Source organism: Streptomyces sp. NPDC048248 (assembly GCF_043201875.1).
Taxonomy (GTDB): Bacteria; Actinomycetota; Actinomycetes; order Streptomycetales; family Streptomycetaceae; genus Streptomyces.
This window is the reverse complement of the sequence record NZ_JBICZL010000002.1, coordinates 627,179-650,322: the sequence shown is the minus strand read 5'-3', so window position 1 is coordinate 650,322 and position 23,144 is coordinate 627,179. Positions and strand designations below refer to the sequence as shown.

General features: G+C 73.0%; 19 protein-coding genes and 1 pseudogene. 12 read left to right on the top strand and 8 right to left on the bottom strand.

Features of this window, described 5'->3' with window-relative positions; genetic code table 11:
* Positions 1-102: 102 nt before the first annotated feature.
* Positions 103-945 carry a nitrilase-related carbon-nitrogen hydrolase gene (locus ACGFZW_RS06015; protein WP_393891798.1) on the top strand — a complete coding sequence of 281 codons (843 nt, stop codon included), beginning with the start codon at positions 103-105 and terminating at the stop codon, positions 943-945.
* On the top strand, positions 942-2,255 hold the full coding sequence (locus ACGFZW_RS06010; protein ID WP_393891797.1) for an aspartate aminotransferase family protein: 1,314 nt from the start codon (positions 942-944) through the stop codon (positions 2,253-2,255). The genes ACGFZW_RS06015 and ACGFZW_RS06010 overlap by 4 nt, the downstream gene beginning before the upstream one ends.
* Positions 2,256-2,412: 157 nt before the next feature.
* Here ACGFZW_RS06010 and ACGFZW_RS06005 read toward each other — a convergent pair whose 3' ends face one another.
* Positions 2,413-3,297 (bottom strand): ABC transporter substrate-binding protein, encoded by an 885-nt coding sequence (locus tag ACGFZW_RS06005; RefSeq protein ID WP_393891796.1) that lies wholly within the window; start codon positions 3,295-3,297, stop codon positions 2,413-2,415.
* Positions 3,298-3,803: 506 nt separating this feature from the next.
* Between ACGFZW_RS06005 and hydA the strand changes: the two are divergent.
* From hydA to ACGFZW_RS05990, 3 genes and pseudogenes are all read left to right on the top strand, one after another.
* A pseudogene (gene hydA / locus ACGFZW_RS06000) lies at positions 3,804-5,211 on the top strand (dihydropyrimidinase).
* Positions 5,212-5,222: 11 nt separating this feature from the next.
* On the top strand, positions 5,223-6,224 hold the full coding sequence (locus ACGFZW_RS05995) for a TIGR03842 family LLM class F420-dependent oxidoreductase (RefSeq protein WP_393891795.1): 1,002 nt from the start codon (positions 5,223-5,225) through the stop codon (positions 6,222-6,224).
* Between the two features lie 123 nt (positions 6,225-6,347).
* Complete coding sequence (locus ACGFZW_RS05990; protein ID WP_393891794.1) at positions 6,348-7,922, top strand: NCS1 family nucleobase:cation symporter-1; 1,575 nt, start codon at positions 6,348-6,350, stop codon at positions 7,920-7,922.
* Between the two features lie 115 nt (positions 7,923-8,037).
* Here the strand turns inward: ACGFZW_RS05990 and ACGFZW_RS05985 are convergent, their stop codons facing one another.
* Positions 8,038-8,808, bottom strand: coding sequence for an NAD-dependent deacetylase (locus tag ACGFZW_RS05985; RefSeq protein ID WP_393891793.1), 771 nt, complete (start codon positions 8,806-8,808; stop codon positions 8,038-8,040).
* 357 nt (positions 8,809-9,165) lie between these two features.
* Between ACGFZW_RS05985 and ACGFZW_RS05980 the strand changes: the two genes are divergently transcribed.
* The 5 genes from ACGFZW_RS05980 to ACGFZW_RS05960 all read left to right on the top strand — a co-directional run bounded on the left by ACGFZW_RS05980 (position 9,166) and on the right by ACGFZW_RS05960 (position 14,536).
* A complete protein-coding gene (locus ACGFZW_RS05980; protein ID WP_393891792.1) occupies positions 9,166-11,004 on the top strand; it encodes a gamma-glutamyltransferase family protein in 1,839 nt (612 codons plus the stop codon).
* A gap of 148 nt (positions 11,005-11,152) precedes the next feature.
* Positions 11,153-12,082, top strand: coding sequence for an inositol monophosphatase family protein (locus tag ACGFZW_RS05975; protein WP_393891791.1), 930 nt, complete (start codon positions 11,153-11,155; stop codon positions 12,080-12,082).
* A 49-nt stretch (positions 12,083-12,131) separates the two neighbouring features.
* A complete protein-coding gene (locus tag ACGFZW_RS05970; RefSeq protein ID WP_393891790.1) occupies positions 12,132-13,544 on the top strand; it encodes a phytoene desaturase family protein in 1,413 nt (470 codons plus the stop codon).
* A 78-nt stretch (positions 13,545-13,622) separates the two neighbouring features.
* Positions 13,623-14,162 (top strand): O-acetyl-ADP-ribose deacetylase, encoded by a 540-nt coding sequence (locus tag ACGFZW_RS05965; protein WP_393891789.1) that lies wholly within the window; start codon positions 13,623-13,625, stop codon positions 14,160-14,162.
* A gap of 161 nt (positions 14,163-14,323) precedes the next feature.
* Positions 14,324-14,536 carry a hypothetical protein gene (locus tag ACGFZW_RS05960; protein WP_393891788.1) on the top strand — a complete coding sequence of 71 codons (213 nt, stop codon included), beginning with the start codon at positions 14,324-14,326 and terminating at the stop codon, positions 14,534-14,536.
* A gap of 59 nt (positions 14,537-14,595) precedes the next feature.
* On the opposite strand, the gene ACGFZW_RS05955 is transcribed toward ACGFZW_RS05960, so the two are convergent.
* The 6 genes from ACGFZW_RS05955 to ACGFZW_RS05930 all read right to left on the bottom strand — a co-directional run bounded on the left by ACGFZW_RS05955 (position 14,596) and on the right by ACGFZW_RS05930 (position 21,308).
* On the bottom strand, positions 14,596-17,355 hold the full coding sequence (locus ACGFZW_RS05955; protein ID WP_393891787.1) for a fumarate reductase/succinate dehydrogenase flavoprotein subunit: 2,760 nt from the start codon (positions 17,353-17,355) through the stop codon (positions 14,596-14,598).
* Between the two features lie 119 nt (positions 17,356-17,474).
* Entirely contained in the window at positions 17,475-18,257 is a 783-nt protein-coding gene (locus ACGFZW_RS05950) for an ABC transporter ATP-binding protein (protein WP_393891786.1), read from the bottom strand.
* Positions 18,254-19,153 (bottom strand): ABC transporter permease, encoded by a 900-nt coding sequence (locus ACGFZW_RS05945; RefSeq protein WP_393891836.1) that lies wholly within the window; start codon positions 19,151-19,153, stop codon positions 18,254-18,256. The genes ACGFZW_RS05950 and ACGFZW_RS05945 overlap by 4 nt, the downstream gene beginning before the upstream one ends.
* A gap of 26 nt (positions 19,154-19,179) precedes the next feature.
* The gene (locus ACGFZW_RS05940; protein ID WP_393891785.1) at positions 19,180-20,583 is read right to left on the bottom strand and encodes an ABC transporter substrate-binding protein; all 1,404 of its coding nucleotides are present in this window, start codon (positions 20,581-20,583) and stop codon (positions 19,180-19,182) included.
* 14 nt (positions 20,584-20,597) lie between these two features.
* The gene (locus tag ACGFZW_RS05935; RefSeq protein ID WP_393891784.1) at positions 20,598-20,825 is read right to left on the bottom strand and encodes a ferredoxin family protein; all 228 of its coding nucleotides are present in this window, start codon (positions 20,823-20,825) and stop codon (positions 20,598-20,600) included.
* A gap of 258 nt (positions 20,826-21,083) precedes the next feature.
* Positions 21,084-21,308, bottom strand: a complete 225-nt coding sequence (locus ACGFZW_RS05930) for a hypothetical protein (protein ID WP_393891783.1) — start codon at positions 21,306-21,308, stop codon at positions 21,084-21,086.
* A 198-nt stretch (positions 21,309-21,506) separates the two neighbouring features.
* On the opposite strand from ACGFZW_RS05930, the gene ACGFZW_RS05925 reads away from it, so the two are divergent.
* Both ACGFZW_RS05925 and pip read left to right on the top strand, forming a co-directional pair.
* The gene (locus tag ACGFZW_RS05925; RefSeq protein WP_393891782.1) at positions 21,507-22,019 is read left to right on the top strand and encodes a GNAT family N-acetyltransferase; all 513 of its coding nucleotides are present in this window, start codon (positions 21,507-21,509) and stop codon (positions 22,017-22,019) included.
* 88 nt (positions 22,020-22,107) lie between these two features.
* A complete protein-coding gene (gene pip, locus ACGFZW_RS05920; RefSeq protein ID WP_393891781.1) occupies positions 22,108-23,070 on the top strand; it encodes a prolyl aminopeptidase in 963 nt (320 codons plus the stop codon).
* The last annotated feature ends 74 nt before the right edge of the window (positions 23,071-23,144 follow it).

Below are 23,144 nucleotides of genomic sequence, written 5' to 3'. Positions count from 1 at the left end.
CGAGAGATGGTCTTGCCACCGTGCGTGACGGGGCTTACGGTCACCTCCACACGCGTAGACCCGCGTGGCCTGCAGGCTGACGCACCGACAAAGGAGCAGCTCATGGCCGATGTTGTGCGTGCCGCACTGGTCCAGGCGACCTGGACCGGCGACACCGAATCGATGATCGCGAAGCACGAGGAGTACGCCCGGGCGGCGGCCGCGCAGGGCGCGAAGGTGATCGGCTTCCAAGAGGTCTTCAACGCTCCGTACTTCTGCCAGGTGCAGGATCCGGAGCACTACCGCTGGGCCGAGCCGGTGCCGGACGGGCCGACCGTACGCAGGATGCAGGACCTCGCCCGGGAGACCGGCATGGTGATCGTGGTCCCGGTCTTCGAGATCGAGCAGTCCGGCTTCTACTACAACACCGCGGCCGTCATCGACGCCGACGGCACCGTCCTCGGGACGTACCGGAAGCACCACATCCCGCAGGTCAAGGGCTTCTGGGAGAAGTTCTACTTCAAGCCGGGGAACGCCGGCTGGCCGGTCTTCGACACCGCCGTCGGCAAGGTCGGCGTCTACATCTGCTACGACCGCCATTTCCCCGAGGGATGGCGCCAGTTGGGTCTCAACGGCGCCCAGCTCGTCTACAACCCCTCCGCCACCTCCCGCGGCCTGTCCGCCTATCTGTGGCAGCTGGAGCAGCCCGCCGCCGCGGTCGCCAACGAATATTTCATCGCGGCGATCAACCGGGTCGGTGTGGAGGAGTACGGCGACAACGACTTCTACGGGAGCAGCTACTTCGTCGACCCGCGTGGCCAGTTCGTCGGCGAGGTGGCCAGCGACTCCAAGGAGGAGCTGATCGTCCGCGACCTCGACTTCTCGCTGATCGACGAGGTGCGCCGGCAATGGGCGTTCTACCGCGACCGCCGCCCCGACGCGTACGAGGGACTGGTGCAGCCGTGACGCACGACTCCCCGAGCCTGCACAGCAGGCACCGCGCGGTGTTGCCCTCCTGGCTGTGCCTCTACTACGAGCGGCCCCTGGAGATCACCCACGGTGAGGGCCGGTACGTCTGGGACGCCGAGGGCAACCGCTACCTCGACTTCTTCGGCGGCATCCTCACCACCATGACGGCGCACGCGCTGCCCGAGGTCACCAAGGCGATCAGCGATCAGGCCGGCCGCATGATCCACACCTCGACGCTCTACCTCTCGCGCCCCATGGTGGACCTGGCGGAGCGGATCGCCGCGCTCTCCGGCATCCCCGACGCCCGCGTCTTCTTCACCACCTCCGGCACGGAGGCCAACGACGCGGCCCTGCTGCTGGCCACCACGCACCGCCGCTCCAACCAGATCCTGGCGATGCGCAACAGCTACCACGGCAGGTCGTTCTCCTCCATCGGCGTCACGGGCAACACCAGTTGGTCCCCGACCAGCCTCTCGCCGCTGCAGACCCTCTACGTCCATGGCGGGGTGCGCAGCCGTGGCCCGTACGCGCACCTGGGCGACGGCGAGTACATCGCTGCCTGCGTCGCGGACCTGGAGGACATGCTGGAGCAGACCGCTGGCGGTGTGGCCGCGCTGATCGCCGAACCGATCCAGGGAGTCGGCGGGTTCACCGCGCCGCCGGACGGCCTCTACGCGGCGTTCCGCGAGGTCCTCGCCCGGCACGGCATCCTCTGGATCAGCGACGAGGTGCAGACCGGCTGGGGCCGCACCGGCGACCACTTCTGGGGCTGGCAGGCGCACGCCGACAACGGCCCGCCCGATCTGCTGACCTTCGCGAAGGGCATCGGCAACGGCATGTCCATCGGCGGCGTGGTGGCCCGCGCCGAGGTGATGGACTCGCTCAGCGCGAACTCCATCTCGACCTTCGGCGGCAGCCCGGTGACCATGGCCGCGGGCCTCGCCAACCTCAACTACCTCCTGGAACACGACCTGCAGGGCAACGCCCGGCGGGTCGGCGGCCTCCTCATCGAACGGCTGCGGGCGATCACCGCCCGGCTCGACGTCGTACGGGAGGTGCGCGGCCGCGGTCTGATGATCGGTATCGAGATGGTCCGGCCGGGCACCGACGAGCGGTCGCCGGAGGCGGCGATCCTGGCGATGGAGGCCGCCAGGGAGCGCGGCCTGCTCATCGGCAAGGGCGGTCGGGGCGGGGCGTCGCTGCGGATCGCGCCCCCGATGTCGCTGAACGTTGCCGAGGCCGAGGAGGGCGCGGACCTGCTGGCCGAGGCGTTGCAGGAGGCGCAGGTGAAGTCGGCCGCGTCGTAAGCGGTGCGAGGGGTGACCGCGGTCGGGGCGAGGGCGTCGTCCCGGCCGCGGCGTGCGGGGCAGGAGTGTGCAACCGGCCCCACGGCCCATCGTCCTGCGCGGCGGCGAGCAGGAAGTGCCCACGAACCGTCGACGGACCGAGGATCCGCCGGCAGCCTCACCCCGTGGTGGCCGCTTCCCGCACGGCGTCCGCCACCTGGGTGAAGAATCGGGTATGAGCGCTCCGGCTGCACGGAGCCTCGGGGTTCCACGGCAGCACCCGGGCCCTGGCCTCGATCGCCCTCCAGTGGGCGTCGGTCCGCAGCCGCTCGGGGCGCGCGGCGTTGACCCGCACGTCCATCAGCACGATGTCGGGGTCCATGGCCGCGGCCTCCGCCCAGCCGACCGTGGACCAGTTCGCGCCCGACCCGGCCGCCGGTTCCACCAGGCCGACGCCGTGCTCGGTGAGCGCCCGCAGGTCCGGCCAGGCCCCGGGCCTGGCCAGGTGCACGCGGTCCGGGCCCGCGGGGGACAGCGCCACCACCCGCGGCCGCACCGGGCCGGCGCAGACCTGCCGAAGGGCGTCCTCCGCCGCGTCCAACTCCCGCGCCACGGACATCGGTTCACCCTGCCCCAGGGAGCCGGCGAGCGCGGCGAAGCGCTCCCGCACCTCCGCGAGCCCGCGCCCCGGGCCCACCGCGACGCAGGCCACCGGGACGTGTGTCTCCAGCTCCAGCGCGGTCTTCTGCTCCAGCCCGTAGACCTGGTTGCCGTCGTAGGTGACGGCCACCACGAGGTCGGGCTCCGCCTCCAGCAGGGTGTCCGGATGCAGCGCTCCGCCGGATCCGAGGTAGGCGATCTCCGCCAGCGGCAGCTCTCCGCCCTTGGCGGGGTCGGGGGCGGCGCCGTCGTGCTGGGACCCGAACAGCCCCACGGGGCGGATGCCGTGGTCCCACAGCGTCGCCCCCGCCTGTATGTACGCCACGATCCGTAACGGTCGCTCCCCGGCCACCGCCAGGCGCCCGCGGTCGTCGGAGAACTCCCACGGTGTGCTCTGCTCCATGACGTGTCGCCTTTCTGACGTCCTGTGGTCCTCGTCCCGAAGACCTCCCCGGCGCCGTCGGCCGGCTCGGTCCGTGCGGCCGGCGCCGGGCCCGTCGCGCGGCCGTGGCCCCGGGGGTGCGGCGCCACTCGCGCCCGCCGGTGCCGTCCGTCGATCCCGCTCCGGTCGAGAGGGCTCGGCCGGCTTCGGCGATTACCTGCCCAGTGCGGCGCCCTCGCACCCCTCAGCGGACGGCCCGGCGGCGTGCGGGCCGGGCCGCCCCGCCCCGCACGTGGTTCAACCGTCCAGCCGATCATCAGGGCAACACGAACGTCTCCGCTGATTAACGGTCACGGTATTGCCACCGTGGGTGACATGCTTCTACGGTCTCCTTCTCGACCGGAATCTACGGGTGTAGACCGGTTGTGGCGCGGCGTCAGCGGAGCAGGCATGCCGAGGGGATGGTGCGCGTCGAGCTTCGCCTCCCGGTGCCGCCGATGTTGCTCGTGTGGAAGGGAGCAGGGATTGTGAGCCGTACGGTCATCAGCGGTGGTCTGGTCATCACCGCCGCCGACGAGATCCACGCCGACGTCCTCGTCGAGGACGGCCGGGTCGCCGCCCTCGCGGCCGAGGGCAGCCCGGCCGCCGAGAGCTGGCGGGAGTCCGCGGACCGCCGCATCGACGCCACCGGCAGGTACGTCATCCCGGGCGGCGTTCGACGCGCACACCCACCTGGACTTCCCCTTCGGCGGGACGTTCTCCTCGGACAGCTTCGAGACCGGAACCCGGGCCGCGGCCTGGGGCGGTACGACCACGCTCGTCGACTTCGCCGTCCAGTCCCGCGGCCAGGCGCTGCGCGAGGGCCTGGATCTCTGGCACGCCAAGTCGGACGCGCAGTGCGCCATCGACTACGGCTTCCACATGATCCTCTCCGACGTGAACGAGCACACCCTCAAGGAGATGGACCTGCTCGTCGCCGAGGGCGTCACCTCCTTCAAGCTGTTCACCGCCTACCCCGGCGTCTTCTACAGCGACGACGGCCAGATCCTCCGCGCCATGCAACGCGCCGCGGGCAACGGCGGGCTGGTGATGATGCACGCCGAGAACGGCATCGCCATCGATGTGCTCGTCGAGCAGGCGCTGGCCGAGGGCAGGACCGACCCGCGCTACCACGGCGAGGTCCGGCGCGTGCTGCTGGAGGCCGAGGCCACCCATCGCACGATCCAGCTGGCGCGGGTCGCCGAAGCGCCGCTGTACGTCGTGCACGTCTCCGCGGAGGAAGCCGTCGCGGAGATCGCCCAGGCGCGGGACAAGGGGCTGAACGTCTTCGGCGAGACCTGCCCGCAGTACCTCTTCCTGTCGACGGACAACCTCGCCGAACCGGATTTCGAGGGCGCCAAGTACGTGTGCAGCACGCCGCTGCGGCCCAAGGAGCACCAGGCGGCGCTGTGGCGGGGGCTGCGTACCAACGACCTCCAGGTCGTCTCCACCGACCACTGCCCCTTCTGCTTCCAGGGGCAGAAGGAACTCGGCCGCGGAGACTTCTCCAAGATCCCCAACGGTATGCCCGGTGTGGAGCACCGTATGGACCTCCTCCACCAGGGCGTCGTGGAGGGCCGGATCAGCCGCCGGCGCTGGATCGAGATCGCCTGCGCCACCCCGGCCCGGATGTTCGGCCTCTATCCCAAGAAGGGCACCATCGCCCCCGGCACCGACGCCGACATCGTCATCTACGACCCCGCGGCCGAACAGACCCTCTCCGTCGAGACCCATCACATGAACGTCGACTACTCCGCCTACGAGGGCAAGCAGCTCACCGGGCAGGTCGAAACGGTCCTCTCGCGCGGTGAACTCGTCATCGACCGACGGGAGTTCGCCGGGCGTGCGGGACACGGGCAGTACATCCCGCGCGGCACCTGCCAGTACCTCATCTAAGGAGCGCCGCCGTGGACTTCGGAGTTGTCCTGCAGGCCGACCCGCCCGCATCCGCTGTCGTCTCCCTGATGCGCCGCGCCGAGCGCAACGGCTTCCGCTACGGCTGGACCTTCGACTCGGTGGTGCTGTGGCAGGAGCCGTTCGTCATCTACAGCCGCATCCTGGAACACACCGAGCGTCTGATCGTCGGCCCCATGGTCACCAACCCCTCCACACGAGCCCCGGAGGTCACCGCCTCCACCTTCGCCACCCTCAACGAGATGTACGGCAACCGCACCGTCTGCGGCATCGGGCGTGGTGACTCCGCGATGCGGGTGGCCGGCCGGCCGCCGAACACCCTCGCCAGGCTGGGTGAGGCGATCGGCGTCATCCGCGACCTGGCCGAGGGCCGGGAGGCGGAGGTGGGCGGGCACCGGATCCGGATCCCCTGGATCAAGGACGGCAAACTGCCGGTCTGGATGGGCGCCTACGGACCCAAGGCCCTGGAGATGACCGGGCGGCTGGCGGACGGCTTCATCCTCCAGCTCGCCGACCCCTTCCTCACCGAATGGATGATCAAAGCGGTCCGCAAGGCTGCCGTGGACGCCGGACGCGACCCGTCCGACGTCACGATCTGCGTGGCCGCTCCCGCCTACGTCGGCGACGACCTCGCGCACGCCCGCGAGCAGTGCCGCTGGTTCGGCGGGATGGTCGGCAACCACGTCGCCGATCTCGTCAGCCGCTACGGCGAGCACTCCGGCATGGTGCCCGACGAACTGACCGACTACATCAAGGCCCGCGCGGGCTACGACTACTCCCATCACGGCAGGGCGGGCAACCCGGACACCGCGTTCGTCCCGGACGCGATCGTCGACCGCTTCTGTCTGCTGGGCCCGCCCGACGCGCACATCGACAAGCTCCGCGCACTCAAGGCTCTGGGAGTGGACCAGTTCGCGGTCTACGCCATGCACGACGCCAAGGAATCCACCCTCGACGCGTACGGAGAACGGATCATTCCCGCACTCGCCGACTGAACGGGTCCCGGGCCGGGGGGAGTTGCGGACCTGCGTCGCGGTGGCCGGGGGCGGCCCGGCGCCGCGCGGAGGGCCGCCGCGCCCCGGCGGCCGGCGGCCCGTGTCCGGACGAAAGGTCTCCGCATGACCGCCACCTCGCCATCCGTCCCGCCGGACGTTCCCGAGCCGTCCACGCACGCACGCCCCGCGGACGGCCGCGTGGAGCCGGCGCCCGGCGCGATCGAGCCGCACGGCCGGTACGTCAACGCCGATCTGCGCCCGGTGCCCCTGGCCGAACGCCGCTGGACCACCTACAACTTCGCCGCCCTCTGGATCGGCATGGCCCACAACATCCCGTCCTGGACGCTCGCCTCCGGCCTGGTCGCGCTCGGTATGGACTGGAAGCAGGCGGTCTTCACCATCGCCCTGGCCAATGTCGTCGTCCTCGGGCCGATGCTGCTCACCGGCCACGCCGGGCCGAAGTACGGCATACCGTTCCCCGTTCTGGCCCGTGCCTCGTTCGGGCTGCGCGGCGCCAACCTCCCGGCACTGATCCGGGCGGCGGTCGCCTGCTGCTGGTTCGGCATCCAGACCTGGATCGGCGGTCAGGGCATCTACATCCTGCTGGGCAAGATAACCGGCGGCAGCTGGGCGGACGCCGCGGTCATCGGTGGCTACCCCTGGACGCTGTGGCTCTGCTTCCTCGCCTTCTGGGCCCTCGAACTCGCCATCATCCACCGGGGGATGGAGACGCTCCGTCGCTTCGAGAACTGGGCGGCCCCCTTCGTCCTCGTCGGCGCCGTGGTGCTGCTGATCTGGATGGCCGGCAAGGCCGGCGGCCTCGGCCCGCTCCTCGACCAGCCCGGCACCCTCGGCTGGGACGAGGACTTCTGGCCGGTCTTCTTCCCGTCCCTGATGGGCATGATCGGCTTCTGGGCGACGCTCTCGCTCAACATCCCGGACTTCACCCGCTTCGGCGCCGGGCAGCGGGCCCAGATCTGGGGCCAGACGCTCGGCCTGCCCACCACCATGACCGCCTTCGCGCTGCTGTCGGTCTTCGTCACCTCCGGCTCGCAGGCCGTCTACGGCGCCCCGATATGGGACCCGGTCGCCCTGGCCGGCAAGACCGACAACGTCTTCGGCCTGGTCTTCGCGCTGGTGACCGTCCTGATCGCGACGATCTCGGTGAACATCGCGGCCAATGTCGTCTCGCCCGCCTACGATCTGGCCCATCTCGCCCCGCGGTTCCTCACCTTCCGCCGGGGCGCCCTGATTACCGGCGTCGTCGGCGTCCTGATCCTTCCGTGGAAGCTCACCGCAACCCCCGAGCTGTACATCTTCCTGTGGCTCGGTGTGGTCGGCGGTCTGCTCGGCGCCGTCGCCGGCATCCTCATCGCCGACTACTGGATCGTCCGTCGCACCCTGCTCGATCTCGCCGACCTCTACCGGCCCGACGGCCGCTACTGGTACGCGCGCGGCTGGAACTGGCGGGCGGTTGCCGCCTTCGGCGTCGGCGGGCTGCTCGCCGTCGGCGGCTCGTACTCCCAACCGGGAAAGGGGCCGTTCCCGGCCGACGGGCTCGTCCCCGCCCTCAAGCCGCTCGCCGACTACGGCTGGGCCGTGGGGCTGACCGCCTCACTGCTCCTCTACACGCTGCTGATGCTGCCCACGGCGCGCGCCCACCGCAGGCCGGCGACGCGGACCGCAGCGCCGCACTGAGCCCGTCCGGCGTCCACGCCCCTGCACGTAACGGGCCCCGCGGTACGGCAGCGTGACCCGCCGTATCGCGGCGCCCCCGGCCCCGGAACAGCCGGGCCCCGCTCGGGCCGGCGCGTCAGGCGAGGTCCGCCAGCAGTCCCGGGAGCGCGCTGCCGATCGGCTCGCGGATCACCTCGTCGGCGAGTTCGTCGTACGGCGTCGGCTCGGCGTTGATGATGATCAGCCGGGCGCCGTGCTCGGCCGCCACCCCGGCGAGGGAGGCCGCGGGCTGCACCTGGAGCGTCGTGCCGACCGCCAGGAAGACGTCGGCGGCCTTCGCCACGCCCAGGGCCGTGCCCAGCACCTGCGGGTCGAGCCGCTCACCGAACATCACCGTCGCCGACTTCAGGATGCCGCCGCACACCAGGCACGCGGGGTCGGGGTCGCCCGCCGTCACCCGGGCCAGCGCCTCCTCCATCGATGACCGGGCGTGGCAGCGGGTGCAGGTCACGGCACGGATGGTGCCGTGCAGCTCCAGGACCTTGCGCGGGGGCACCCCCGCCAGTTGGTGCAGCCCGTCGACGTTCTGGGTGATGACACGCACCGGCGTACCGGACCGCTCCAGCCGGGCGACGGCCTTGTGGGCGGCGTTCGGCCGCGCCCGGAACGCCGGGCTGTCCTGCCGCATCCGCCAGGAGCGGCGGCGGATCTCCGGATCGGCCATGTACGAGTCGTAGGTGACGAGCTTCTCCGCCTCCGGGTCGCGTCGCCACACCCCGTTCGGGCCGCGGTAGTCGGGGATCCCGGAGTCGGTGGAGATGCCCGCCCCGCTCAGGATCGCCACCAGCGGGCGGCGGGACGGCTGCGGGGACGACGGCTGGTCGGGAGTCGGGTCGGTGCCGGTCATGCCGCGAGCGTACGCAGCCGGTGTGCCTGTCGTCCTGTCACTTCTGCGCGCTTCTCGGTGTCGGGACGCCCGGAGGGAGGAGCGAGCGGAGGGGGAGTCCGGCAAGCGGCGAGTCCGGCGTCGGACGCGGGGCGGCTCTTCGGGCGGCCGCCACCGCCGAACCACGCCGAATGCGGCGGCGGGCCCGGTCTCCGTGTCGGCGACTCGTGGGTGTGCATACGATCCGGCCGACCGGGGAGGTGGGCCGACGAGGAGGCGGGCGGCCCGACGGCCACCCTCCCCCCCCCCGCTCAGCCCAAGCCGCCCCCGCGCACAGCGACTGCCCGACCCGCCCGCCCGCACAGACCGAGGAGCCCCGTGTTCACCACCCGCCCGACTCTCCAAGGCACCTTCGGGATGGCCTCCACGACGCACTGGCTGGCTTCCCAGTCCGCGATGGCCGTCCTGGAGGACGGCGGCAACGCCTACGACGCCGCGGTGGCGGCGGGGTTCGTGCTGCATGTCGTGGAGCCGCATCTGAACGGGCCTGCGGGCGAGGTGCCGATCATCCTGGCGCCGGCCGAAGGCCCGGTGCGGGTGCTCTGCGGCCAGGGCCCGGCCCCGGCCGGTGCGAGCGTGGCGCACTACACGGCGCTCGGCCTCGACCTGGTCCCCGGCACCGGGCCGCTCGCCGCCGCCGTGCCCGGCGCCTTCGACGCCTGGATGCTGCTGCTGCGCGACCACGGCACCAAGACCCTCGCCGAGGTGCTGCGGTACGCGATCGGCTACGCCGAGCACGGGCACCCCGCCGTCGAACGGATCGGTGAGACGGTCGAGACGGTCCGCGAGCTGTTCGAGACGGAGTGGACCACCTCCGCGGAGATCTACCTCCCGGGCGGCAGGTCCGTCGCCCCGGGCGGCCTGTTGAGGAACCGGCCGATGGCCGCGACCTGGCGCCGGCTGATCGCCGAGGCGCAGGCGGCGTCCGCTGGCCGTGAGGCGCAGATCGACGCCGCCCGCCAGGTATGGCGCGAGGGCTTCATCGGCGAGGCCCTCGCCGACTTCGCCGCCCGGCCGGCCAAGGACACCTCCGGGGAGCGCCACGCGGGCACCCTCTCCGGCGACGACCTGGCCGCCTTCTCCGCCACCTACGAGGACCCCGTCACCCATGACTGGAACGGCTGGACCCTCGCCAAGGCCGGCGGCTGGTCCCAGGGACCGTCTTTCCTCCAGCAACTCGCCCTGCTTCCCGATGAGTTGCCTGAGTACGGCAGCCCCGAATACGTCCATCTGCTGATCGAGGGCACCAAGCTCGCGATGGCCGACCGCGAGGCCTGGTACGGCGACGCCGACGACGTGCCGCTCGACTCGCTGCTCGGTGCCGAGTACAACGCCGCCCGCCGGGCCCTCATCGGTGAGCGCGCCTCGTACGCGCTGCGGCCGGGCAGCCCCGACGGCCGTACCCCCCGGCTGAGCAAGCACGCGCTGGCGGTCGCGGCCGGCGAGGACGTGTTCGACGCGACAGGGGTCCGCGGCAGCGGCGCGGGGGAGCCGACCGTCGCCCGCGGCGTGCCCTCCGAGGTCGCCCCCGAGATCGACCGGGACGGCGCCACCCGCGGTGACACCTGCCACATCGACGTCGTGGACCGCTGGGGCAACCTCGTCTCCGCGACGCCCTCCGGCGGCTGGCTCCAGTCCAACCCCGTGATTCCGGCCCTCGGCTTCCCCCTCGGCACCCGGCTGCAGATGGCCTGGCTGGAGGACGGGCTGCCGAACTCCCTCACGCCCGGGCGCCGCCCCCGCACCACCCTCACACCCTCTCTCGCGCTGCGTGACGGGATCCCGGTCATGGCCTTCGGCACCCCCGGCGGCGACCAGCAGGACCAGTGGCAGGTGCACTTCTTCCTGGCCGCCGTGCTCCGCCCGGAGGTCCGCGGCGGGCTCGACCTGCAGGGCGCCATCGACGCCCCGAACTGGCACAACGACTCCTTCCCCGGCTCCTTCTTCCCCCGCGCCATGCGGCCCGGCAGCGTCACCGTGGAGTCCCGCATCGGCGCGCCGGCCATCGAGGAGCTGCGCCGGCGTGGTCACCATGTCACGGTCGGTGACGCCTGGTCGGAAGGGCGGCTGTGTGCCGTGCTGAGGGATCCGGAGACCGGCGTGCTCTCCGCCGGGGCGAATCCGAGGGGCATGCAGGGGTACGCGGTGGGGCGCTGAGCAGGAACGGAAGCGGGGAAGGGGCCGGGGCGGCGGGTGGCACGCCCCGCCCCGCGGGCCCCGGCGGCGTCGGGCCGTGCCTTCCGCGGCATCCGGAGTTCACCTGCCGTCCAGACCTCGTGTCAGTGGGGCGTGGTTCGATGGATACATGATCGATGCACTTCGTACCCAACCTTCGGGAGAAACCGCGAACACCACCGACGTGGCCGCCGTCACCCCGACCGCCGCCACCCCCGCCGTTCCCCGGTCCGCCGCCCCCGACCTGTCGGCGCTCGATTTCGCCGCCGTGGAGACCGCGATCCGCCGGGCCGCCGCCGACGAGATCATGCCGCGTTTCCGGCGGCTCGCCGCCGACGACATCATCGAGAAGAACGGCCCGCACGACCTGGTCACCAGCGCCGACCGGCTGGCGGAGGAGCACCTCACCGCTGCGCTGACCGCCCTGCTCCCCGGTTCCCTGGTCGTCGGCGAGGAGTCGGTCCACGCCGACCCCGCCGTCCTCCAGGCGCTGCACGGCGACGCCCCGGTCTGGATCGTCGACCCCGTCGACGGCACCCGCCAGTTCGTCCACGGCGACCCCGGCTTCGCGACCCTGGTCGCCCTCGCCCACCGCGGTGAGGTGCTCGCCTCGTGGACGTACGCCCCCGCACTGGAGTTGATGGCCATCGCCCGCCTCGGCGCCGGCGCCGAGCTGAACGGCGTCCCGCTGCGCACCGGTGCCGCCGCCTCCGGCGCGGTCCTCGATGTGGCCATCTCCCACTACGACTTCACCGACGACGACCAGAAGCGGGTGCTCGCCGCCCTGGACACCGGCGGCATCGCCCCGCGCCCCTGCGGTTCGGCGGGCCTGGAGTATCTGCACGTCGCCCGCGGCGAGATCGACGCCACCGCGTTCAGCTGGGAGAACTGCTGGGACCACGCCGCCGGGCTGCTCCTGGTGCACGAGGCCGGCGGCGCCAGCGGCACGGTCGCCGGGAAGCCGTTCCGCATCGAGGGCGACAACGCGCTGCCCTTCACCGCGGCGAGGGACGAGGAGACGGCGCGGCGTATCCTCGGACTGCTGGCAGCCGCCAACTGACCCTCGACGGCGAGGGCCGGACGTGAGGGGAGTGGCGCAGGTGCCGAGGATGCTCGATGCCGTGGTGATCGGGGCGGGGCCCAACGGTCTGACGGCGGCGGTCGAACTGGCCCGCCGTGGAATGTCCGTCGAAGTCTTCGAGGCCCGCGACACCATCGGCGGCGGAGCCCGCACCGAGGAGCTGACCCTCCCCGGTTTCCGCCACGACCCCTGCTCGGCCGTGCACCCGCTCGGCCTCGGCTCGCCCGCCTTCGCCACCATGCCGCTGGAGCGGTACGGCCTGGAGTGGCTGCAGCCCGACCTCCCGATGGCCCACCCCTTCCCGGACGGCACGGCCGCCATACTGAGCCGGTCCGTGGGCGAGACCGCGATGTCCTTCGGCCCGCGCGACGCCGGGACGTACCGCAGGCTCGTCGCGCCGTTCATCGGCAAATGGGACGCCATGGCGCGCGACTTCCTCCGCACCCAGTGGCTCGGCCTCCCCGGTGACCCGCTGACCTACGCCCGCTTCGGGCTGGTCGCGATGCAGCCGATCCCCCTCCTGAACCGCCGCTTCCACGACGACAAGGCGCGCGGGCTGCTGGCCGGCCTCGCGGCGCACTCCATGGCGCCGCTCGGCGGTCTGGGCACCTCCGGCATCGCCCTGATGTTCGCCCTCGCCGCGCACTCGCACGGCTGGCCGATCCCGCGCGGCGGATCCCAGGCCATCTCCGACGCGCTCGCGGGCCTGCTGCGCGCCCACGGCGGTGTGGTGCACACCGACTTCGAGGTCAAGCGCCTCGACGATCTGCCGCCGGCCCGCGCCTATGTCTTCGACACCTCGCCGACCGCCCTCGCCAGGATCGCCGGCCTGGGCAACGCCTACCGCGACGTGCGGTACGGCGCCAGTGTCTTCAAGATCGACTACGCGCTGTCGGGTCCCGTGCCGTGGGCGGCGAAGGAGGCCCACCGGGCCGGCACCGTCCACATCGGCCCCACCAGCGGGGAGATCGGCGCCGCGCTGGACGCCGCCACCCAGGGCCGGGACCCCTCCGTGCCGTTCCTGATCACCGCTCAGCCCAGTCTGACCGACGCCACCCGCGCCCCCGAGGGCAAGCACGTCTTCTGGGCCTACGGCCATGTCCCCAACGGCTGGGAAGGCGACGCCACGGCCGTCGTCGAGCGACAGATCGAGCGCTTCGCCCCCGGCTTCCGCGACCTCGTCCTGGCCCGCGCGGTCGCAGGACCGCCCCAACTCGCGTCCCGCAACGCCAACTACGTCGGCGGCGACACCGCCACCGGCTCCGCGGCCGGTCTGCGCCTGCTCGTCCGGCCCAAGCTGACCCGCGTCCCCTACGAGACGGCCCACCCCGCCGTGTTCCTCTGCTCCCAGGCCGTCCCGCCCGGCCCCGGGGTCCACGGCATGTCCGGGCACCACGCGGCCAAGGCGGTGTGGCGCCGCCTGCGCGCGACGGGCCGGTAGACGCAGCGGGCCGGGCCGACGACCCGGCCACGCGTCGTCCACCGGCAACTCCGCGGGCCACGCCCTAGGCTCGGCACCATGAGCGCCTCCGACTCCGGTCACGACTCCGCCGTCGCCCTCACCCTCGTCCAGGGTGACATCACCGAACAGGCCGTGGACGCCGTGGTCAACGCCGCCAACTCCTCCCTCCTGGGCGGCGGGGGAGTGGACGGCGCGATCCACCGCCGCGGCGGTCCCGAGATCCTGGCCGCCTGCCGTGCCCTGCGCGCCTCCCATTACGGCCGGGGCCTGGCCACCGGCGCGGCCGTCGCCACCACCGCAGGCCGGCTCCCGGCCCGCTGGGTGATCCACACCGTGGGCCCGGTGTACGCGGCCTCCGAGGACCGCAGCGACCTGCTGGCCTCCTGCTACCGCGAGTCGCTACGGGTCGCCGACAAGCTGAGCGCCCGCACCGTCGCCTTCCCCGCCATCTCCGCCGGTGTCTACGGCTGGCCTCTGGACGACGCCGCCCGGATCGCGGTGGAAACGGTGCGGGACGCGAGGACGGCGGTGGAGGAAGTGCGCTTCGTCCTCTTCGACGAGCGCGCGTACGCGGCGTTCGCCGCGCGGGTGCGCTGACGCCGGATGTCTCCCTCGCCGGCCCCGGCCGGTGGCGGCCTGGTCCGATGCGGTCCGTATCCGAGGGACGGGGCCCGTCGTGGTTCCGCGGCCCAACGGGTGGGCAGAGGTGACGCAGAAGATCCGCAACGGCCGAAGATCCGCAACGGCAGGAGAGCGACATGTCCGAACAGCACTGGAGCGCGGAGACCAGCCAGTTGCTCGAAGACGCCAAGGAATTGGCGACCAAGATCACGGACCCGGGGGCGAAGGCTGCGGCGTTGACGCAGATCGCCCAGGCGCTCCACCAGCGGGAGGTGCTGCGCGAGCTGACCGGTATCCGGGCCCAGCTGGAAACCATCAGCAGCAACCTGGGGGACGGCGCGGGCCGGTGACGGGGGCGTGGGCGAAGCCCCCGCCCCGTACCGCCCCGCACTGACCCGTCCCGCATCCCTCAGCCGGCCGCCCGCAGCGCGTAGGCGCGGACGTCCGCGTCCGCGTCGGACGCCATCCCCGCGAGGGCCTCGCGGACGCCCGGCCGCCCGGCGTGGGCCGCGAGGGCGCGTACCGCGGCCTTGCGTACGTCGGCGTGCCGGTCGGTCAGCGCGGACAGCAACGCGGGGGCGGCCGGGTCGGCGTCGGCGGCCGCCAAGGCGGTGGCCGCACCGGTGCGGACCTGCCAGGCCGGGTCGCCGAGCGCGGTCACCGCCGCCGCGTCGAAGGGCGGCGGGCAGCCGGTGGTCGCCAGGGCGGTGAGGGCCGCGGCCCGTACGAGGATGTCGCCGTCGTCCACCAGGTCCTTGAGCCCCTCAGGACCGCCGACGGTGCCCAGGCCGTGTGCCACGGCCACCCGTACCTCGCGTGCGGGGTCCGCGGCGGCGCGGGCCAGGGCGCCGGCCGCGTCGACGGAGACCAGGGCGCGCACGGCCTGGACGCGCACCTCAACTGCGGGATCGTCGAGCGCGGCCGTGAACAGGGCGGCGTCGCCCAGGCGCAGGGCGCGCAGCACATCGAGGGCCGCCGAGCTGACGCGCGGGTCGTCCCGGCCGAGGGCGGCGGCGAGCGGTTCGCGCAGCGCGGGCTCCGCCGGCAGCACCTCCACCAGCTCCCTTAGGGACGCGGCGGCGGCGGCGCGGACGGCCGGATCGACGTCGGCGAGAAGCGCGGCGAGCACCGGCCCTGTGCCGTCCGGGAGGCTCTCGGTGAGTGCGGCGACGGCGGCGCGGCGGACCGCCGGGTCGGCGTCGTCGAGGTAGCTGCGGAGCGCCGCGAGACCGGGCTGCTCCTCGGTGAGGGCGAGCAGCTCCAGGATGCGCGGACTGCGGCCGGGGACGTGCGCGCCCTCGCTCTCCCCGTCTGCGCCCGCCGGGGGTTCCGCGTCGCCGCCCGGCGCCGTGGTGCCGGAAGCACCTGGCGCGGTCTGCGCGCCGGATCCCACCGGAGGGACGTCACGACGGCCGGCCGTGGCGACCTGTTCGGGATGGACCTCCCCGATGAAGCGGGATGCGCCGCCCACCGGGGCGTACTCCTCGACGGGGACGAGATAGGGATCGACCGGCCGTGCGGTGAACTCCATGGCGCCCGACGCCGACTTGCGCAGGTCCAGGTGGTGCAGCCAGTCGGTGTCGTCGCTGTGCGGGTGGTCGGTGCGCTCGTGGTAGAGGCCCCAACGGGACTCGGTACGGGCCAGTGAGGACCGCGCGGCCATCTCGGCGCAGTCGCGGATGAAGCTGACCTCCGCGCACCGCATCAGCTCGTGCGGCGTGCGGGCGCCCATGCCGTCGATGTCCTCCCGCATCCGCTCGAAGTGCTCGACGGCGAGCGACAGCCGGGCGCCGCTCTTGGGCGGCGCGACGTAGTCGTTGACGAAGCGGCGGAGCTTGTATTCGACCTGCGGCTGCGGCGGCCCGTCGGGGTGGCGCAGCGGACGGTAGATCAGCTCGTGGGCGTCACGCAGCTGGGTGGCGGGCAACGCGCCCCGGTACGGCGTGCACCGGGCCGCGTCGGCGCCCGCCAGGTCACCGAAGACGAAGGCGCCGATCATGTAGTTGTGCGGCACACAGGCCAGGTCGCCCGCCGCGTACAGGCCGGGAACCGTGGTGCGGGCGTGCTCGTCGACGCGTACGCCGGATGCCGAATGCCCGCCGCACAGCCCGATCTCGGAGATGTGCATCTCGATGTCGTGAGTGCGGTAGTCGTGCCCGCGCCCGGCGTGGAAGGTGCCCCGGGTGGGGCGTTCGGTGGTGTGCAGGATCCCTTCGAGGGCCGCGACGGATTCCTCCGGGAGGTGGCTGAGCTTGAGGTAGACGGGGCCGCGTTCCGAGGCGACCTCGGCGGCGAACTCGGCCATCATCCGGCCCGACCAGTAGTCGGAGTCGACGAACCGCTCGCCGTGCCGGTTGACCTGGTAGCCGCCGAAGGGATTGGCGACGTAGGCGCAGGCAGGGCCGTTGTAGTCCTTGATCAGCGGGTTGATCTGGAAGCACTCGATGCCGGTGAGTTCGGCCCCCGCGTGATAGGCCATGGCGTAGCCGTCGCCGGCGTTCGTGGGGTTCTCGTAGGTGCCGTAGAGGTAGCCGCTCGCGGGCAGGCCGAGACGGCCGCAGGCGCCGGTCGCGAGGATCACCGCGCCCGCGCGGACGGTGACGAACTGTCCGGTGCGGGTGTTGAATCCCGCCGCGCCCACCGCCCGGCCGCCGGCGGTCAGCACACGTACCGGCATGACACGGTTCTCGATGCGGATCCGCTCGCGCATCTCGCGGCGGCGCAGCTGCCGGTAGAGGACCTTCTTGACGTCCTTGCCCTCGGGCATGGGCAGGACGTACGAGCCGGAGCGGTGCACCTGGCGCACCGCGTACTCGCCGTGCTCGTCCTTCTCGAACTTCACGCCGTACGACTCCAGCCGCTGCACCATCGCGAAGCCGCGGGTCGCGGTCTGGCGGACGGTGGACTGGTCGACGATGCCGTCGTTGGCGCGGGTGATCTCCGCGACGTAGTCGTCCGGCTCGGCGCGTCCTGGGATGACCGCGTTGTTGACGCCGTCCATGCCCATGGCCAGCGCGCCGGAGTGGCGGACGTGGGCCTTCTCCAAGAGCAGGACGGACGCGCCGTGTTCGGCGGCGGTGAGGGCCGCCATGGTGCCGGCGGTGCCGCCGCCGATGACGAGGACGTCGCAGGACAGTTCCTCGGCGCTGTCGAGGGCGGGGATCTCCATGGCGTTGCCTTTCAGTTGCCGTGTCACGCCGGTCGGGGGTGTGACGAGCCGGCCCGTTGACGGGCGCGGGAGCCGGGTGGCGGTGCGGGTGTCCGTGGGGCGCGGGTCGGGTGCGCCGTTCAGTCGGTCGTGCGCTCGCCGAGCGAGGCGAGGATCTCGCGGCGCAGCGCGACCGTCGCGGCGTCACGGTGTGCGGCGCGCTCCCGTGGCCGGGGGACCGTCCGCACCCGCCCGGTGCCGAGCAGCGCGACCCGGTCGCCGAGGAACAGCGCCTCGTCCACGTCATGGGTGACGAAGACGACGGTGGAGTGCGTGCCGCGTAGCACCGACACCAGCAACTCCTGCATCCCGGCGCGGGTTTGGGCGTCGAGGGCGCCGAACGGTTCGTCCATCAGGACGGCGCGCGGTTCCCCCGCCAGGGCGCGCGCAAGCTGCGCGCGCTGCCGCTGACCGCCGGAGACCTGGTGCGGCAGCCGGGCGGCGTGCTCGGCGAGCCCGACCCGCGCCAGCCAGTCGTCCGCCCGCGCACGGCGCTCCGCGCGCGGTACGCCCCGGATGGCCAGTGGCAGGACGACGTTGGCGCGCAGACTGCGCCAGGGCAGCAGCGCGTCCTCCTGGAAGACCAGCGCCCGGTCGGCGGCGGGCCGGTCGATCGGCCCGCCCTCCTGCCCGACCTGCCCGCCGAGGGGCGGCAGCAGGCCGGCGAGAGTCCGCAGCAGGGTGGATTTGCCGCAGCCGGACGGTCCGACGACGGTCAGAATCTCGCCGGGGGCGACATCGAGGTCCAGGCCGCGCAGTACGGGACTGCCGGGACGGCCGAGCACTGCGTCACGGAGCGTCAGCCGCACGCCGCGGCCCGGCGCCTGGGAGGGAACGGAGGTGGTGACGTCGGTACTGGTCACGACGGTGCTCGCTCTCCACGGGTAGGGGCGGTCCGGCCGGGCCGCCGGCGGGCGCGGCCGGTGGACGGCTCCGGACGGCCGGAGGCGGTGCGCGGCAGCCAGCGGGTCACCCGGCGGCCCAGCACCTCCACCGCCGTGGAGGTGAGCCAGCCGAGCAGCCCGATGGTGGCCATGCCGACGAAGACGCCCGGATAGTCGACGATCGTGTAGTCCTGCCAGGTGCGGTAGCCCACGCCGTACTCGCCGGAGATCATCTCGGCGGAGATCACACAGATCCAGGCGACGCCGATGCCCACCGAGAGCCCGCCGAGGATGCCGGGCAGTGCCCCCGGAAGCACCACCGACCACAGGACGCGCCACCGCCCGCCGCCCATGGTGCGCACCGCTTCCTCCCACACCGGCGTCAGCGCCCGTACGGCGTGCCGTGTGGAGACGGTGACCGGGAAGAACGCCGCGGCGAAGGTGATGAAGACGATGCCCTGCTCATTTCCGGGGAACAGCAGGATCGCGACCGGCACGAGCGCGATCGCCGGTATGGGGCGCAGGACTTCGAGCAGCGGGCCGAACAGATCGGCGGCGAGCGGCGACCGGGCGACGGCGGTACCGACGGCGACGCCGAGGACCGCCGCGAGGGCGAAGCCGCTGAGGATGCGCGTGAGGCTGTCGGTGAGGTCCTGCCAGTAGGTGGCACGGGCGAGCCGCAGGCCGAACTCGTGGGCGGTCTCGGTGACGGTCGGCAGCTGCGAGAAGCGCAGCCATCCGTTGACGCCGAAGTGCGTCAGCAGCTGCCACAGCGCCAGCGCGGTGAGGAGCGAGGCGGCACGGCGGGCGTGGCGGCCCCAGGGCCGCCGCCCCTCGTTGCGCGCCGGAGCACCGGTCTTCTCAGCCCCCGTCACGGGTGCTGCTTCCTCGGTCGGGGCGCTCACGTGGCACGCTCCAGCGCGTCGGCGTAAGCGAGGGTGCGGGCGCCCGGATGGCCGTCCACCCAGTGCCGGGCGGTCGCGGCGGTGGCGAAGGGCAGGAGCCGCTCGCCGTCGCGGACCCAGACCGACCGGTTGGCGAACCAGCGGGTACCGGTCGTCGCGTCGGCGACGTACGCGGCCCGGACCCGGCCGGGGTGTGCGGCGGCGAACCGCAGCAGGGCCGCCGGTGTGGCGAAGGAGTGCGTCCGGTCCTCGCCGCGCAACCACACCTCGTGCGCCGACGGATGGGCGGTGGAGCGCCGCGCCTTGGCGTAACCGCTGCCGTACGACTGCTTGACGTAGTGGTCGTCGACGAACGCGTCCACGTCGACGGGGCCGGTCAGCTTGGCCGCCCGGAGCACCGCGACGTCCTTCTTCAGGGCCGCGACGAGGGCCGGCTTCAGCGTGGGATCGAAGGTCGCGATGCCGCCCGCGCCGTTGTAGAGGTAGACCACCTCAGGGGGCAGCCCGGTGGACTTCGCCACCCGCTGGGCGGCGTCGACGGGATGGTCCTGCAGATAGCGCGTCGCCTCACGCTGCGCCGTCAGGAACGCCTTGACCACGGCCGGCCGCTGGTCGGCGAACGCGTCGCGCACGGTGACGCCGTGGAACGTGGGCAGCTTCAGCGCGCCACCGTCGTACAGCGCCTTCGCCTTGCCCTGGAAGGCGAGCAGCCCCGGCCAGGCCACGAACTGCGAGAGGGCGTCCGCGCTGCCCGACTGCAGGGCCGAAGCACCCACCGCGGGCTGCTGGTTGAGCTTGCGGATGCCGCGCTCGGGGTCGATCCCGGCCTGCTGGAGAGCCCGTACGAGGGTGCCGTCGGCGGCCGAACCGACGCTGGTGGAGACCTTCTTGCCGCGCAGGTCCGCGAGCGAGCGCAGCCGGGAGCCGGGCGCGGTGACGACGGTGTTGAGCGCGCCGCGCAGGTTGTAGCCGGTGGTGGAGATCAGCCTGGTGGGGGCGTCCAGTTGCTTGCCGCGGGCCGCGTTGAGCAGCAGCGGGAAGTCGCCCATCGAGCCGATGTCGACCTTTCCCGCGACCATCTGCGCCGTGATCGGCGCGCCGGTGGCGTAGTCCTGCCACGCGACCTCGTACGTCGTGCCGTCGCGGCGGCCCTGGGCGCGCAGCTCGCGTTCGAAGGAGCCGAGCGAGCGAAGCAGGGTGCCGGCGGTGACGGTGTTGATGGTCTTGGACTGGTAGCCGACGGTCACCGTGACCGTGTTGCCGTCCGAGGCGTCGGCGGCGGTGCCGCAGGCGGTCAGCGAGGACAGCAGGGCCGTGGACAGGGCGGCGGCGAGCGCGGCACGGCGGGCCGGACGGCCGGCCGGCGGCGGCGCGGCCGGCGCGGACGGGGGCGGCAGCATGAGCGGGAGACCTTTCATCGCAACAGGTAGGGCATGTTGACCGTGACCGCGCCGGTGGGGCAGCGGGCAGCGCACGGGCCGCAGTACCAGCACTCGTCGACGTGCATGTACGCCTTGTCGCTGGCCGGGTCGATGGCGAGCGAGTCGAGCGGACACATGTCGACGCAGAGTGTGCAGCCGTCGATGCACTTGGACTCGTCGATGGTCACGGGCACGTCGGCGCGTTGGGGTGCGAGAGGCATGGCGGTCTCCAGGACACGGTGCGGATGGGCGGATGCGCGTAGGCAGAGCAGCGCAGAGGGGGCAGAGCGGGGGGGGGCGGGTGCGGCGAGATGGGCCGGCCGGGCGGTGGGATCGGGCGCGTACGGATCGCAAGCAGCGCGCTGTCCACCGTCGGAGGGTGTGCGCTCGGTCGGCAGGGCGCGGGCTGACCTGGCACGCCCGGGTCGTGCTGCGGTCCCCGCGCCGGGGGCTACTGCTCTCCCGGGGCGCCTTGCCCCCTACGACCTTGGGGGAGTACGGAGTTCGAGCCTGCGGGCAGGTCGACCGGGTGCCTGCTGCGCGCCCGCAGCAGGACAGCCGTACGGCGCGGGGCTGCCGGCACACCCGGCCGGGCGCCCGCGCGTCGCCGGGTAGGCGAGCTGCCGGGCGCGGTCGGCGCGGAGCCGGCCGCGGCGGGTGGCCGGGACCTGGCTCGTGTGCTGGCGGATGCGTTCGGCTGGCATGCGGTGGACCATACCGACGCGAGGGCGCACATGGTGTTGCTGAAGTGTTGCGCCACCTGACGTTCCCCAGTCACTCCTTTGACCTGCTGCTTTGTCGCGTCGACGGCAAGATCTGCCACTTGCGCCGCATCGGGTACGGGCACGGCGGCGGCTCGCGGGCAGCAGCGGAAGCAGGCGCACGGCTGTCACCATGGCAGGGTGAACGCCGTCGAGGACTCAGCCGAGGTCACCGTTCGCGCCGCCACCGGTGACCTGCTGCCCGTGGTGGAACGGCTGGCGCAGTTGGAGCGCCACGACCTGTCCGAGTTCCGAGGGACCGGGCCGTACGCCGACGGCCGGTTCCACGTCGGCGAGCTGCCGCTGTTCTTCACCGCGCGCGATCGCGCCGCCCACCTCATCCATCACGGCTCCCGGCTCGCCGGCTTCGCGCTGACCCGGCGCCTCGACACCGCCACCTCCGTCAGCGCGTTCTTCGTCGTCCGCGCCCTGCGCCGGCGCCGCGTCGGGCACAGGGCCGCCCTGGAACTGCTGCGCCGGCAGCCCGGCCCCTGGGCGATCGCCTTTCAGGAAGAGAACCCGGCAGCCGCGCATTTCTGGCGAAAGCTGGCCACCGCGGCCGTCGGCCCGTCCTGGCGCGAGGAACGGCGTCCGGTCCTCGGCAAGCCCGAACTGCCCTCGGACGTATGGCTGTTGTTCGATACCTGGAGTTAGCGGTCGACCGGTGGCGGTGAGGGGGCCGGGCAGTCGGCGCCCGTCGTCACCGGCCGACCGGTCCGCGCGGGTGGGAGGAGAAGAGAAGGTGAGCGAGCTGCGGTATCCGGAGATCGAGCCGTACGACACGGGGATGCTCGACGTCGGCGACGGCAACCTCGTGTATTGGGAGGTCTGCGGCAATCCCGACGGCAAGCCCGCCCTGGTCGTCCACGGTGGGCCGGGGTCCGGCTGCACGGCCGGCGCACGCCGGCACTTCGACCCCGGCCGCTACCGCACCGTCCTGTTCGACCAACGAGGCTGCGGCCGGAGCACCCCGCACGCCAGCGACCCGGCCACCGACATGCGGCACAACACGACCGGTCATCTGCTCGCCGACATGGAGCGGCTGCGGGAGCACCTCGGCATCGAACGCTGGCTGCTGTTCGGCGGTTCGTGGGGTTCGACCCTGCTCCTGGCGTACGCGCAGCGCCACCCGCACCGCGTGTCGGAGATCGTCGTCCCCGGGGTCACGACCACCCGGCGCTCGGAGATCGACTGGCTCTACCGGGGTGTCGGCCGGTTCTTCCCCGAGGAGTGGGAGCGCTTCGCCGCAGGCGCCCGCGGCGCGCCCCGCGACGGCGACCTCGTCGGGGCGTACGCCCGCCTGGTGGCGGACCCCGACCCCGCCGTCCGGGAGCGGGCGACCGCCGACTGGTGCGCCTGGGAGGACGCGGTCCTCTCCCTGGAGCCGTCCGGCAGCGCCCATCCGTACGGCGACCGGCCGTCCGCGGCCCGGATGGCTCTGGTCCGGATCTGCTCGCACTACTTCTCCCACGGCGCGTGGCTGGAGGAGGGCGCCCTGCTGCGCGACGCCGGACGGCTCGCCGGCATCCCCGGGACGCTCATCCACGGCCGCCAGGACATGGCCGGCCCCCTCGGCACCGCCTGGGAGCTGTCCCGGGTCTGGCCCGACGCCCGGCTGATCGTCATCGACGACGCCGGGCACAAGGGGAGCGACGCCACGCAGGCGCAGGTGATCGCGGCGCTCGACCGGTACGCCGGGAGCTGACCCGGCGGCGCCCGTCGGCGGGGGCGACCGGTCCAGGGGCGCCGCGACCTCGATGTCGGATTCTCGCCAGCCGG